This is a genomic window from Nocardiopsis sp. L17-MgMaSL7 (genome assembly GCF_003182025.1).
GTDB lineage: Bacteria > Actinomycetota > Actinomycetes > Streptosporangiales > Streptosporangiaceae > Nocardiopsis > Nocardiopsis prasina.
The window spans coordinates 361,448-374,288 of sequence record NZ_QGTF01000007.1 but is presented as its reverse complement, the minus strand read 5'-3'; the positions used below and the strand labels follow the sequence as shown (position 1 = coordinate 374,288).

Below are 12,841 nucleotides of genomic sequence, written 5' to 3'. Positions count from 1 at the left end.
TGGGGTGAGGCCGCCGCAGGCACCGACTACGGGTGGGTTCGGGACGTGGGCTCGGCGGTCTGGGACTTCGGTGTGGGCGCGGTCGAGGGTGTGGGGGCGGCCGTGGGCGCCCATTCCTCGGAAGGGTGGTTCGCGCAGTCGTGGGGGGACTCGCTCAAGGAATACCACTGGGGCAACCTGACCTCGGCCGCGTCTTTGGTGGGGATGTATGACGCGGAGTCGGACTCGTTGGGCTGGGCGGGTCTGTCTTCGGCGGGCCAGGCGTGGAAGGACCTGGCGCACTCGGTGGTGCCGTGGGAGGAGTGGGGCGAGCGGCCCGGGTACGTGATCGGGACCGCGCTGCTCAACATCGGCGCGACCGTGGGCGGCGCCGTGCTGACCGCCACGGGTGTGGGCGCGGTAGTGGGCGTGCCGTTGATGGCCTGGCGCGGCGCGGCGATCCTGGACGGCATGGGCAGCTCCAACCGCGGCGGCGGCGATGGCGGGGTGGATCTGCCGAACCTGCCCGAGGTGCCCACCTACGGCGGTAACGGGGCCCCCGTCGTCAACATCGACACCAGCAACATGACCCCGACCCAGGTCGCTCAGGTCACCGCGTCGTTGGACCGGTTGAACACCACCAGCAGCAGCGGTTCCGGCTCCAGCGGTGAGTCCGGTTCCGGCGGTCGGCCTGTCAACGCCCGGCAGCACACCGAGCCCACTGGCGGGGACCTGAACCGAGCGGACCGGGTTTCTCAGAACACCAGCACGCGTGAGAGCGGCTCCGGGAACGGTTCGAGAAAGAACGACACGGAGAAGCCCCCGAACTGGACGAGCGACTCCGGTGACTCGGTTGATATCAAACCGAACCGGTCCGGGTCCGAGCCCGAACCGGCCCTGGTTTCGAGCAGGAACGACGGCGACGTCCTCACCGAGTCGAAGAAGACCCCCACACCTGTCCCGGTTCGAGCCAACGCCACCGACATCGACACCCCCGGCTCCGGTAGCCGTTCAGGCAACGAGATCGCCGACAACACCAGAGGCGACCGCAGTGCCGATGTCCAGGACAACAAGAACAGCGTCCAGAACCAGTCCGAAGAGGGTCCTTCTCCCTCTAAGGGCGGCTCAGAGGACAGCAATGACTCCAGATTCCAACGCGACGGAGACGGGGACTCGGCCACAGACAGGAACAGTGATCAGCGAGACCACGATAGGAACGAAGGAGATCGCAACGAGTCCACCGGCCACAATGACGATCAAGAACGAGTCACTTACACCACCAAGCCCGAAGAAGGAGCATGGTCCAAGGATCTAAAGGAATCCTATTCACTTGACGATGAACGTGTTCGTAGGCTTCCTGAACCTACAACAATCCCCCCGGGGGACCCAAGGCAGATCCCAACCAACCTTTCCCGAGGCGGCATCCTCGAAAGAATCAGCGAAGACAATGGATATAAGATCGAAAGGAGAAACGGACTCATTGAGACCGTAAACGGGAAACCCCTGGAGGATTTCGTTCACCAAAGAACACTGGAGCGCGAAAAAGAGATCAAGCTGTTCACTGACGGGGAGGTCGCAGACAACGACAAGAGGCAGGATAGGAACAAGAAGAAGCGAAGCGAGCTTCTTATTGAAAGGAGCAATCTCAAGGATGGCAGCAAGGCCCCGGGCGACGGGACCGTATCAGTCCAGATCAGCAGGGCAGACTTGGGAGGAGCAAAGGGAGGAGTCTACTCTCTTGTAATGGACCGAAGAACTGGCTTGCTGGCCGAGGGCATGAACGGAAAGGATAAAACTGTTCGACTAGATCCTGAAAACGACCTCCACCCGCATTTGCAGGACAGGCTCGAAAAGATGACTCGAGAGGGAGGCCAGGATTCCGACGGAAATCCAACGGACATGCCACACTGGGACGATCCACTTCGACATGCCGAAGTCAAGGCGCTGAACGAGCTACTTCTAGCTAGAAAGGATGCGAAAATGAGCGACTTTATGCTAGAAAACAGATTCTTCCTGAAGGATGGCCCCAAGCCGGACAAGTCGACCATCGAAAATGAGAGTATCGACGAAAAAAGAACGCGAGAAGAAAACATCGAGAGGAAAAAGAACTCTCCCTGCTGCGCGAACTGCAGCAGGATGACCGACGGGGCGACCAGCCCCAAGTCTGGTAAGCTCTGGTTTATGCCTGGCGACCCGAGGAACAACACTTAGGAGATTTTGTTGCGCCGCGTCAGAGAAGAAGAAGTGGAATATCCTGACGACACTTACACTCTACTGGATGGAGATTTGTTCACCGGCGAGGTAGTCGAATACGAAGACGGGGTGGCCGTCGAGCTCACCACATACCATGAGGGCATAGCAGAAGGCCCCAGGCTCAGCTGGAACGAAGACGGTCAACTGATCTCTCAGGGCTACATGGGAAGGCTCATTGGCGCAGTCGGCCCATGGCACGAGTGGGACCGGGACGGGAACCTGATTCGCGAGATAGTTTTCGACGAAGCAGGAAACATCCGACTCATCCGAGAGTGGGATGCACACGGTAATTTCTCCGGAGAGGAAAAGCGAAAGCCCTACCGAATTCCCCGATCGGTTCGGACGGGCGACCGAGGCCCTCTCCGCTGGAGATAGTTACTCGAATAAACTCACCACGAAGGATAGAAGTGCAGAGAATCGAATCCGAACACCTTCAGTTTTCAGAGGAGAATCCCGGATGCGGCTATCATGACGGAGAGCCGTACAGTGGGCAGGTAGTCAGGGAACTGGAAGACCGACAAGTTGAGCTGACTACCTACGAGGAAGGCTTTGAGAACGGCCAGGTTCTCATTTGGGAGCCGGGAGGAAAACTCGTTTGCCAGGGAATTAGGAGGCACAAGCACGGGCGAGTGGGGTCTTGGCAAGGGTGGGATGAGGAGGGTCGACTACTCTGGGAAAAAATCTACGATGCTCTCGGAAACTTGATCCTCCACCGCGAGCTGGACGGTAGCCTCAACATCGTCAAGCAGGAACGCTTCGAGCCGGTCACTTTTATGGCTGATCCGGAGACTGGCGAGCAACGTCCCGCACCCTGGCTCTGAGACTGCGTAGAGCAGCGACTGGTGCGCGCCTATGATCGGGTGACTGCCACCTGAGGGGATCACCGCGATAAGTGAATCTCTTGGGCCCGGATCAGCGGTCGTGGAGTCATGCTCGCCCCACGAAACAGTGCCTAGTCGTCCGCCCAGGTGGTCAGGCCGTGGCGGTACGCGTAGACGGCCGCCTGCACCCGGCTCTCCACCCCCAGTTTGGTGAGGATCCGGGCCACGTGGACCTTGGCCGTGCCGAGGGTGATCCCCAGCTCCCCGGCGATCCCGGCGTTGCTGTTCCCCCTGGCCACCAGCACCAACACCTCCCGTTCACGGGAGGTCAGGTCATCGACCAACCGTGGCGGCGTGCGCGGCGAGGTCCTCGCGAACCGGTCCACCAGCCGCGGCGTTACCTTCGGGTCGATCACCCCCTGGCCGGAGGCCGCCGCCCGCACCGCTTCCACGTACAGCTCCGGATCACTCTCCTTGAGCAGGAACCCCACCGCCCCCGCCTGGAGTGCCCCGAACAGGTACTCGTCGGTGTCGAAGGTGGTCAGCATGACAGTCGGCGGCGCGGGCGAGAGCCCGGACAGCTCCCGGGCCGCCGAGACACCGTCCGTTCCGGGCATCCGGATGTCGGTGAGCACCACGTCCGGGCCCAGGCGTCGCGCCATGGACACCAGCTCCCGACCGTTCGCCGCCGCCCCCACCACCTCCACGTCCCCCACCGGACGGAACAGCAGCCGCAGCCCCTCGCGTGCGGCTGGCTGGTCGTCGGCGATCAACAGCCGGATCATCCCGTCCCCTCCCCGGCCTGGGTCTCCTCCACCGCTCCGGCACCGCCCGACGCGCCCCCCACAGGAAGCACGGCCCGCACCCGCCAACCGCGGCCCGGCATCCTCCCCGCTTCCAGGACTCCGCCCAGCTCCTCGGCCCGCTGCCGCATCCCCGCCAGGCCGATCCCGCCGTCACCTTCCGCTCCCACCGGCACGCGCCGACCGTCGTCCTCCACCGTGACCGTGAGCGCGTCCGCCGAGCGCGTCAGCCGCACCCGTACCCGCCGCGCCGAAGCGTGCCGCAGCACGTTGCCCAAGGACTCCTGGACGATCCGGTACACGTCCGCCCCCACCCTTTCGCTCAGGCCGTCCCCGACCCCCACCGGCATCACCAGCTCCACCAGCACCCCCGTGCCCTCCAACGCAGCCGTCAGGGACGGAAGGTCCGCGAACCCGGTACCGGGCACCGCCCCGGACAGCCTGTCCTCACGCAACGCGTCCAACAGTTCGCGCACCTCCCGCACCGCGCGGCCGGACAGCTCCGCGACCGATCCGAGCACGGCCTCGGCCTCCGGGTCCCGGCCCTCCAGGGCCTGGCGACCACCGACCGCCAGCAGCCGGATCGCGCTCAGATGGTGCCCGGCGACGTCGTGCACCTCGCGGGCCAACCTGTCCCGTTCACGCAGTCGTTCGCGCTCGAAGGAGTCGCGCACCGCGCGCCGGATCCCCGCGGCACGGTCGGTCCGCAGCCGCCACACGTACCCGGCGAGGACGGGCATGAGGGCGGGCAGCGCCCACAGGGTGAAGTCCAGGCCGTCCCCGATCACGGACACGGCCGGTGCGGACGGATCCCCCGACCACTCCACCAGGGAGTTGGCGCCGGGGAAGAGAACCACCTGGTAGGCGTACCACCACGCCACCGACGCCACGGCGAGCGGTGGCGCCGCCCCCGGGCGCCGGTGGGCCGCCGTCGCCACGGCGACCATCGCGGCGAGCAGGGAACCGTCGTGGCCCACGGCCGCGAAGGCGAGGAACACGAGGGCCCCGGTGACCACCGCGACGGACACCGGGAACCGTCGTCGTAGCACCAGCGGGGCGCAGGCGAGCAGCACGACCGTGTGGGGGATCCACCCCGTGTCGGCCTCCGGATGGACCGGAGGTATCTGGAGCGCCAGCACCGCCACCAGCACCGCCACCACGGCGTCGCGCGCCGGGACGGGAAGCCCCCGCCACCGCCGCTGGCCCCCGACCGCTTCGCCCTCCCACGCCGCACTCATCCGTCCATGGTGCGGCACGGCGTGTGGGCCCCGCGTCCACCCAAAGGCGTACGGGAGAAGGGCGCCGGGACTATGCCCTTCGGCAGATGCCCCGACTGACGGCTCCCCGCGACCATGCGCTCATGGACACCACCACCCGACCCCCCGGAACCGAGCGCATACCGCTCCTGGACGTACTGCGCGGGATCGCCATCCTCGGCACACTCGGCATGAACATCTGGCTCTTCGGGCACCCCGCAGCGGTCGACTACGGTCCCGTCGCCGAGGGGCTGCGGACCATGTTCCTCAGTGGCAAGTTCTTCACGATGCTCACCCTGCTGTTCGGCGTGGGCCTGGCCATCCAGTACCGGTCCGCGAGGGAGCGCGGCCGTTCCTGGCCGGGAAAGCAGCCCTGGCGGGCCGTTCTCCTGCTGGTGGAGGGAACCCTGCACGTGGTCCTCCTGTTCGCCTGGGACGTGCTCATGGGCTACGCGCTCACGGCTCTGCTGGTGGTCTACCTTCTGGGCCTGTCCGAGCGAACGCGCACCGTGGTGATGTGGACCGCCCTGGGCATCCACCTCACCTACGTGGGCGCGGTGACGGCGATCATGAGCCTGGTCTACTCCATCGAGCACCAGCCCCACCTGACTCGGGAGCAGATCGAGTGGGACCGGCTGTACCGGGAGGGAAGCTACTCCGACCAGGTCCTGGACCGGGCGACGCACTTCCTGGGCACGCGGGTGGAGGTGATCGTCTCCTTCCCCCTGATGGTGTTCCTCTTCCTGCTCGGGGTGCGCCTGTACCGTGCCGGAACGTTCGGGGACGACCAGGTCGGCCGGGTGGCACGGAAGCGGATGGCGGTCTGGGGCCTGGGGCTGGGCCTGCCGCTCAACGCACTGGCCGTCGTCCACCCCGAGGCCCTGGGCCTGGCCGCTCGCAACGCCTTCTCCCTGGTGCTGATGCTGGGGTACGTGGGTCTCGTGGGAGTGCTGATGGACCGGGTGCGGCGCCCCGGGCAGGTGACGGCCTCCCTGACCGCAGTGGGGAGGACGGCGCTCAGCAACTACATCCTCCAGAACCTGCTGGCCTCGCTGATCTTCTACTCATGGGGGCTCGGCCTGGGCCAGCTCGCGGACCACGCGGGCCTGATGGCGGCGGCCTGGGCCGTGATCAGCCTGGTGCTGCTGGCGGGTTCGCGTCTGTGGCTGTCCCGATTTCCACGGGGTCCCATGGAGATGTTCCAGGCCCGGGTCCTGGCCCTGGTTCCCGAGCGGGATCGCGCTCCCGACCCGACCCAGGTCGAGGAGAGGAACGCGGACCCACGCGGCTGACATCCGGCGGACCCCCGTCAGCGGGCGCGCGGACGGCGTCTCCGGGCCCTCCACCGAGGACGTGCGATACGACCCCCACCCGCACCCGAGGAACCACCCGAGCGAGCGCTCGGACCAGAGCACCGGCCGCTCTCGGATGGCACGGGTGTACGCGCTCAGAAGGGGAGCGGGCCGCAGCCACAGGCGCCCCAGCCCCCTCGAACCAGGGGCTAGCCGAGGTACTCGGCGCGCACCGCGTAGATGGCGGCCTCCGTGCGGGAGTGCACCTGGAGCTTCTCCAGGATGTTGCGCACGTGGTTCTTCACGGTGTTCTCGGTGATGAAGAGGCGCTCACCGATCTCCCGGTTGTTCAGGGAGCGCGCCAGCAGCTTGAGCACCTCGGTCTCACGCGGGGTGAGCTCGGGGAGCGTGGGCGCGGCCTTGGGCGTGCGCTCCTGCTTGGCCAGCCCCGCGAACTCCCCGATGAGCTTGACGGCCATCGATGGATTGATGAAGGACCGCCCCTCCGCGATGGCCCGGACGGCGCGCGCGATGTCGGTGACGGCGATCTCCTTGAGCAGGTAGCCGGTGGCCCCCGCCTTGAGCGCCTCGAACAGGTCCGCCTCGTCCTCGCTCATGGTGAGCATGACGAACTTGACCTCGGGCACCGCCGCGCGAATCCTCGGGCAGGCCTCGATGCCCGTGGAGTTGGGCATCATCACGTCCATCAGCACCACGTCGGGCCGGAGTTCGGTGGCGAGCACGACCGCCTCGTCGCCGTCGGCGGCCTCACTGACCACGTCGATATCGGCCTCGTCGTTGAGGACCGAAACCAGGCCCCTCCGGAAGAGCGCGTGGTCGTCCACCACGAGCACCCGGATGGGGGCCGCAGGTGCCGTCACCTCCTCCGAGGCATAGTTGAGCCGAGCGGGTGACAGGGAGTGGGGACTCACCAGAACTCCTATTACGCATAACCGAAATACCGGGCTTCCGGATCGGCTCGCTGACGGCGGTTCCGAGAATCCGGACAAAGGGGGAGTTCACCAGCGAATCCTCCCTCAGCGAGGCTCTCTCCACTGTCCCATAAGTGCTCAGAGAACGGTATGTGCTTGGAATTCTCCGCCGCCTTCCGGCATCAGTGAAGATCGGCGCCCATCGGCGACGTGCGCCCCCTCCACCCGGTCCCTCTACCCGGCTCCCTCCGCCTCCGCTCCCTCCCCCGCGTGCTCCAGGGCGGCCAGCGCGGTGACCGCCCCCAACTCCCAGCACGCCTCCCGGGCCTCGGAGCCCGGACGCCCCGTGACGGCCACCGGAGGCCGGTGTCGGCGCCATCCCATACCCTTGGCCACCGACTCCACCGAGCGGACCGCTCCGGAGGTGTCGTTGTCGCCGTGGACGTACAGTGCGTACGGAAGCCCCTGTGTGTCGACCTGCACGGGGTAGTAGACGGTGTCGAAGAAGTGCTTGAGGGCACCGGACATGTAGCCGATGTTGGCGGGGGTGCCGAGTACCACCGCGTCGGCTTCGAGCAGGTCCGCGGCGTTCGCGGAGAGTGCCGCCTTGACCTGCACTCGTACGCCTTCGATATCGTCTGTTCGGGCGCCGTCGAGCACCGCGTCCAGCAGTTCCCTCGTGGCGGGTGAGACCGTGTGGTGAACGATGAGCAGTCGTGCCATGCCCCCCACAGTAGGCAGATCCCCCTCGCGTGGCCCGGTCACACGCTCCCGCTCACCGTGAGCTCCGCGCAAGGAAAGCCAAGGACCCCATGAATCAGCCTCCTCCCCACGGACAGGACCCGAACCAGGGTCCGCCCTACGGAACACCCAGCGGCGGACAGCCGCCCATGGATCCGCACAGTGGCGGCCAGCCCCCGATGGGCCCGCCTCCCGGCGGAATGCCTCCGGGCGGAATGCCCCCGGGCGGGATGCCTCCCGGCGGCCAGCCGCCCATGGGACCGCCTCCCGGTGGAATGCCCCCCGGTGGCCCGGGCGGCCCCTACGGCGGCGGCCCGTACGGCGGCGACCCCTACGGCGGGGCACCCGGCCCCGGCTACGGCGGCGACCCGTACGGGGGCCAGTACGCGGGAGGCCAGTACGGCCCGCCCACTCCTCCCCCGTCCAAGGGCGGCGGCCCATGGCTGTGGATCAGCCTCGGCTGCGGCGGCCTCTTCGTCATCGGCGTGGCCCTGGTCGTGCTCCTCGTCTTCTTCCTCTCCGACGACGGCGACAACGGCTCGGACGACACCTCGGGCGACACCGGCGGCAGCTCGGAGTCCGAGGGCTCCAGCGGGTCCGCCGGCAGCACCAGCACCGGCCTCGGCACCGAGGAACGCTCCAACCCGGACATGCCGGGGGTCGGTGAGGAGGTCAGCCACAACGGCATGGTCTTCAGCATCGTGGAGATCGAGGTCGGCGCCGAGGTCCCGGGGTACACCCCCTACGGCGAGTACGTGGTGGTGTACGTCCAGGTCAGCCCGGACGGCAACGACGACATCGAGTTCTGGCGCGACGAGCAGCACCTGTACGACTCCAGCGGCACGGCCATCCCGGAGGACTACGTCGCCACGGAGGACTTCGACGACGACTTCCGGATGGACGTCCCCGTCTCTCCGGGTGACTCCGAGACCGTGCCGATCGTCTTCGACGTCGAGGACCCCTCGGACATCTCGCACATGGGCCTGAGCGCCGAGTTCCTGGGCGGCGACGAGGTCGAGGTGGACGTCACCGGCTGACCCGCTCCCGCCGACCGAGGGCGGCCGGGCACCGCGCCCGGTCGCCCTCAGTCATGTGTGCGAAGGCATGAAATCAGCAGCCACAGCACGGTGAAACCTGTCACTTCCTCTGAATTGATTTCGCCACACAAAGGACATAGGTGAACTGTGGCCACGGGGGTGAATAAGGTTCACCCGTTTCTTTCCAAGTACCTCGGATGTCGGACGTTGACCGGCCATTCTCCTCTTACCTAAGGTGCGACCTCTACAACGCGCCGTCCCACTCGCAGGCGGTCTCCCCCGAAAAGCGGGAACCGGTGCGAAAGGGCCGTACGCGGTTGTACCAGGCGTTCTGAGCCGCCCGTGTTCCGGGCGGCGCTCGAAGAGGAGCGAGGGACCATGCCGAACACCGTCCGGGCCGCACTCGTACAGACCGAGTGGACCGGTGACGCCGAATCGATGATGGCCGCCCACGAGAAGTACGCGCGGGACGCCGCCGCCCAGGGAGCCGGGGTGATCGGCTTCCAGGAGGTCTTCAACGCCCCCTACTTCTGCCAGGTGCAGGAACCCGAACACCACCGCTGGGCCGAGCCCGTCCCCGACGGTCCCACCGTCACCCGGTTCAGCGCCCTGGCCAGGGAACTGAACATGGTCATGGTGCTGCCGGTCTTCGAGGTCGAGAAGCCCGGCTTCTACTACAACACCGCCGCCGTCATCGACGCGGACGGCACGTACCTCGGCAAGTACCGCAAGCACCACATCCCGCAGGTCAAGGGCTTCTGGGAGAAGTACTACTTCCGCCCCGGCAACCTCGGCTGGCCCGTGTTCGACACGGCGGTCGGCAGGATCGGCGTGTACATCTGCTACGACCGGCACTTCCCCGAGGGGTGGCGCGCGCTCGGCCTGGCCGGGGCCCAGCTGGTCTACAACCCCTCCGCCACCAGCCGGGGCCTGTCCGCCTACCTGTGGAAACTGGAACAGCCCGCCGCGGCCGTGGCCAACGAGTACTTCGTGGCGGCCATCAACCGGGTCGGGGTCGAGGAGTACGGCGACAACGACTTCTACGGAAGCAGCTACTTCGTGGATCCCCGCGGACAGTTCGTCGGCGACGTCGCCTCCGACACCGCGGCCGAGCTGGTCGTGCGCGACCTCGACCTCGACCTGGTCGACGAGGTCCGCCAGCAGTGGGCGTTCTACCGCGACCGCAGGCCCGACGCCTACGGGCCGCTGGTGGAGGGGTAAGGCCATGACCCGAACCCTCATCAGCGGCGGCCTCGTGGTCACCGCCTCCGAGGAAGTGGAGGCGGACGTCCTCGTCGAGGACGGCAAGGTGGCCGCGCTCGCCCTGCGCGGCAGCGACCCGGCCCGCGCCTGGGCGGAGAGCGGCGCCCGGACCATCGACGCCACAGGCCACTACGTCGTCCCGGGCGGCGTGGACGGCCACACCCACATGGAGATGCCCTTCGGCGGCACCCAATCCGCCGACACCTTCGAGACCGGCACCCGCGCCGCCGCCTGGGGCGGCACCACCACCATCGTCGACTTCGCCATCCAGCGGCCCGGCGAGTCCGTGCGCTCCGGGGTGGACGCGTGGATGGCCAAGGCCGACGGCAACTGCGCGATCGACTACGCCTTCCACGCGATCCTGTCCGACGTCAACGAGTCCTCCCTCAAGGAGATGGACGTCCTCGTCGACGAGGGCATCACCTCGTTCAAGCTGTTCATGGCCTACCCGGGCGTGTTCTACAGCGACGACGGGCAGATCCTGCGGGCCATGCAGCGCGGCGCCGCCAACGGCGCGCTCACCATGATGCACGCGGAGAACGGCATCGCCATCGACGTGCTGGTGGAGCAGGCCCTGGCCGAGGGCCGGACCGACCCCCGGTACCACGGCGAGGTGCGCAGGGCGCTGCTGGAGTCGGAGGCCACTCACCGCGCCATCCAGCTGGCCCGGGTGGCGGGGGCGCCGCTGTACGTCGTGCACGTGTCCGCCACCGAGGCCGTGGCCGAGCTGGCCCGCGCCCGCGACCTCGGCCTCAACGTGTTCGGCGAGACCTGCCCTCAGTACCTGTTCCTGTCCACGGACAACCTCGCCGAGCCCGGGTTCGAGGGCGCCAAGTACGTGTGCTCCACACCGCTGCGCCCCAGTGAGCACCAGGAGCACCTGTGGCGGGCGCTGCGCACCAACGACCTGTCCGTGGTCTCCACCGACCACTGCCCGTTCTGCTTCGTCGGGCAGAAGGACCTGGGCGTGGGCGACTTCTCGAAGATCCCCAACGGCATGCCGGGGGTGGAGCACCGGATGGACCTGCTGCACCAGGCCGTGGTGGAGGGGCACATCAACCGCCGCCGGTGGATCGAGCTGGCCTGCGCCACCCCGGCACGCATGTTCGGGATGTACCCGCGGAAGGGCACGGTGGCGCCGGGCGCCGACGCCGACCTGGTGGTCTACGACCCGAACGCGGAGCAGACCCTCTCGGCCGCCACCCACCACATGAACGTGGACTACTCCGCCTACGAGGGCAGGCGGGTGACGGGCCGGGCCCGCACCGTGCTCTCACGCGGCCGCGTGATCGTGGACGAGGGTTCCTACCTGGGCGCGGCCGGTGACGGCTCCTACGTGCCCCGGTCCACCTGCCAGTACCTGGTCTGAGGAGGCACACACATGGACTTCGGAATCGTCCTCCAGACGGACCCGCCCGCCGACCTCCTGGTCGAGCGGATGGTCCGCGCGGAACAACACGGCTTCTCCCACGGGTGGACGTTCGACTCGGTGGTGCTCTGGCAGGAGCCCTTCGTCATCCACAGCCGCGTGCTGGAGCGGACCGAGAGGATGGTGCTCGGCCCGATGGTCACCAACCCGAGCACCCGCTCGTGGGAGGTGACGGCCTCGCTGTTCGCCACCCTGAACGACATGTACGGCAACCGGACCGTCTGCGGGATCGGCCGCGGGGACTCCGCGATGCGCGTGGCGGGACGCAAACCCGCCACTCTGGCCCGGCTGTCCGAGGCGATGACGGCTATCAAGAACCTCGCCGAGGGCCGTGACGCGCTGGTGGACGGTGCCAGCATGCGTATCCCGTGGGTGCGCGAGGGCTCCCTGCCCATGTGGATGGGCGCGTACGGACCCAAGGCACTGGAGCTGGTGGGCCGCGAGGCGGACGGATTCATCCTCCAGCTCGCCGACCCCTACCTCACCGAGTGGATGGTGCGGGCCGTGCGCACCGCCGCTGTGGAGGCGGGGCGCGACCCCGGCGACGTGAAGGTGTGCGTGGCCGCGCCCGCCTACGTCACCGACGGATCGGACGAGGGGCTGGCACACGGCCGCGAACAGTGCCGCTGGTTCGGGGGGATGGTCGGCAACCACGTCGCCGACCTCGTGGCCCGGTACGGCGAGCGCTCGGACATGGTGCCCCAGGAACTCACCGACTACGTGAAGGCCCGGCAGGGCTACGACTACAGCCACCACGGCCGGGTGGACAACCCGGACACGGACTTCGTGCCCGACGGAATCGTGGACCGGTTCTGCCTGGTCGGGCCGGTGTCCGAGCACGTGGAGAAGCTGGAGCGGCTGCGCGCCGTGGGCGTGGACCAGTTCGCGGTCTACGCTATGCACGGCGACGTGGACGGAGTGATCGACACCTACGGCCGGGAGGTCATCCCGGCGCTGTCCGGGGAAGTCGTGTCCTGACACAGTTCCCCGCCCGCGCGGGCCGTTCCCCCACGGCCCGCGCGGCGTCAGCAAGAC

The 12,841-nt window shown here is 67.6% G+C and carries 11 protein-coding genes and 1 pseudogene; 8 read left to right on the top strand and 4 right to left on the bottom strand.

Annotated elements, in window-relative coordinates:
• The 3 genes and pseudogenes from BDW27_RS15345 to BDW27_RS27500 form a co-directional block, all read left to right on the top strand.
• Positions 1-2,190, top strand: a pseudogene (locus BDW27_RS15345) (YwqJ-related putative deaminase); the annotation flags it as partial.
• A gap of 9 nt (positions 2,191-2,199) precedes the next feature.
• Positions 2,200-2,607, top strand: a complete 408-nt coding sequence (locus BDW27_RS15340; RefSeq protein WP_110049780.1) for a toxin-antitoxin system YwqK family antitoxin — start codon at positions 2,200-2,202, stop codon at positions 2,605-2,607.
• Between the two features lie 32 nt (positions 2,608-2,639).
• Entirely contained in the window at positions 2,640-3,053 is a 414-nt protein-coding gene (locus BDW27_RS27500) for a hypothetical protein (RefSeq protein ID WP_199560662.1), read from the top strand.
• A gap of 131 nt (positions 3,054-3,184) precedes the next feature.
• On the opposite strand, the gene BDW27_RS15330 is transcribed toward BDW27_RS27500, so the two are convergent.
• Together BDW27_RS15330 and BDW27_RS15325 are read right to left on the bottom strand one after the other, a co-directional pair.
• A complete protein-coding gene (locus BDW27_RS15330; protein WP_110049778.1) occupies positions 3,185-3,838 on the bottom strand; it encodes a response regulator transcription factor in 654 nt (217 codons plus the stop codon).
• Complete coding sequence (locus tag BDW27_RS15325; protein ID WP_110049776.1) at positions 3,835-5,094, bottom strand: histidine kinase; 1,260 nt, start codon at positions 5,092-5,094, stop codon at positions 3,835-3,837. Before BDW27_RS15325 ends, BDW27_RS15330 begins: the two co-directional genes overlap by 4 nt.
• Positions 5,095-5,216: 122 nt before the next feature.
• Between BDW27_RS15325 and BDW27_RS15320 the strand changes: the two genes are divergently transcribed.
• Positions 5,217-6,404, top strand: coding sequence for a DUF418 domain-containing protein (locus BDW27_RS15320; protein ID WP_110049822.1), 1,188 nt, complete (start codon positions 5,217-5,219; stop codon positions 6,402-6,404).
• A gap of 209 nt (positions 6,405-6,613) precedes the next feature.
• On the opposite strand, the gene BDW27_RS15315 is transcribed toward BDW27_RS15320, so the two are convergent.
• Together BDW27_RS15315 and BDW27_RS15310 are read right to left on the bottom strand one after the other, a co-directional pair.
• Positions 6,614-7,336 carry a response regulator transcription factor gene (locus tag BDW27_RS15315; protein ID WP_026128973.1) on the bottom strand — a complete coding sequence of 241 codons (723 nt, stop codon included), beginning with the start codon at positions 7,334-7,336 and terminating at the stop codon, positions 6,614-6,616.
• 234 nt (positions 7,337-7,570) lie between these two features.
• Positions 7,571-8,059, bottom strand: coding sequence for a flavodoxin family protein (locus BDW27_RS15310; protein ID WP_110049774.1), 489 nt, complete (start codon positions 8,057-8,059; stop codon positions 7,571-7,573).
• A gap of 293 nt (positions 8,060-8,352) precedes the next feature.
• Here BDW27_RS15310 and BDW27_RS15305 point away from each other — a divergent pair, with 293 nt between their 5' ends.
• The 4 genes from BDW27_RS15305 to BDW27_RS15290 all read left to right on the top strand — a co-directional run bounded on the left by BDW27_RS15305 (position 8,353) and on the right by BDW27_RS15290 (position 12,784).
• On the top strand, positions 8,353-9,114 hold the full coding sequence (locus BDW27_RS15305; protein ID WP_110049772.1) for a hypothetical protein: 762 nt from the start codon (positions 8,353-8,355) through the stop codon (positions 9,112-9,114).
• 378 nt (positions 9,115-9,492) lie between these two features.
• The gene (locus BDW27_RS15300; protein WP_017542950.1) at positions 9,493-10,335 is read left to right on the top strand and encodes a nitrilase-related carbon-nitrogen hydrolase; all 843 of its coding nucleotides are present in this window, start codon (positions 9,493-9,495) and stop codon (positions 10,333-10,335) included.
• 4 nt (positions 10,336-10,339) lie between these two features.
• Positions 10,340-11,746: a dihydropyrimidinase gene (hydA, locus tag BDW27_RS15295; RefSeq protein WP_110049770.1), complete on the top strand. Its 1,407-nt coding sequence runs from the start codon at positions 10,340-10,342 to the stop codon at positions 11,744-11,746.
• A 12-nt stretch (positions 11,747-11,758) separates the two neighbouring features.
• Entirely contained in the window at positions 11,759-12,784 is a 1,026-nt protein-coding gene (locus tag BDW27_RS15290) for a TIGR03842 family LLM class F420-dependent oxidoreductase (RefSeq protein ID WP_110049768.1), read from the top strand.
• Positions 12,785-12,841: the final 57 nt, after the last annotated feature.

Bases quoted from the DNA above. Each gene is read 5' to 3' on its own strand.
- BDW27_RS15300 (WP_017542950.1), top strand. From the start codon at position 9,493: ATGCCGAACACCGTCCGGGCCGCACTCGTACAGACCGAGTGGACCGGT.
- BDW27_RS15330 (WP_110049778.1), bottom strand. From the start codon at position 3,838: ATGATCCGGCTGTTGATCGCCGACGACCAGCCAGCCGCACGCGAGGGG.
- BDW27_RS15305 (WP_110049772.1), top strand. From the start codon at position 8,353: ATGCCCCCCGGTGGCCCGGGCGGCCCCTACGGCGGCGGCCCGTACGGC.
- BDW27_RS15290 (WP_110049768.1), top strand. From the start codon at position 11,759: ATGGACTTCGGAATCGTCCTCCAGACGGACCCGCCCGCCGACCTCCTG.
- hydA (WP_110049770.1), top strand. From the start codon at position 10,340: ATGACCCGAACCCTCATCAGCGGCGGCCTCGTGGTCACCGCCTCCGAG.
- BDW27_RS15310 (WP_110049774.1), bottom strand. From the start codon at position 8,059: ATGGCACGACTGCTCATCGTTCACCACACGGTCTCACCCGCCACGAGG.
- BDW27_RS15325 (WP_110049776.1), bottom strand. From the start codon at position 5,094: ATGAGTGCGGCGTGGGAGGGCGAAGCGGTCGGGGGCCAGCGGCGGTGG.
- BDW27_RS15320 (WP_110049822.1), top strand. From the start codon at position 5,217: ATGGACACCACCACCCGACCCCCCGGAACCGAGCGCATACCGCTCCTG.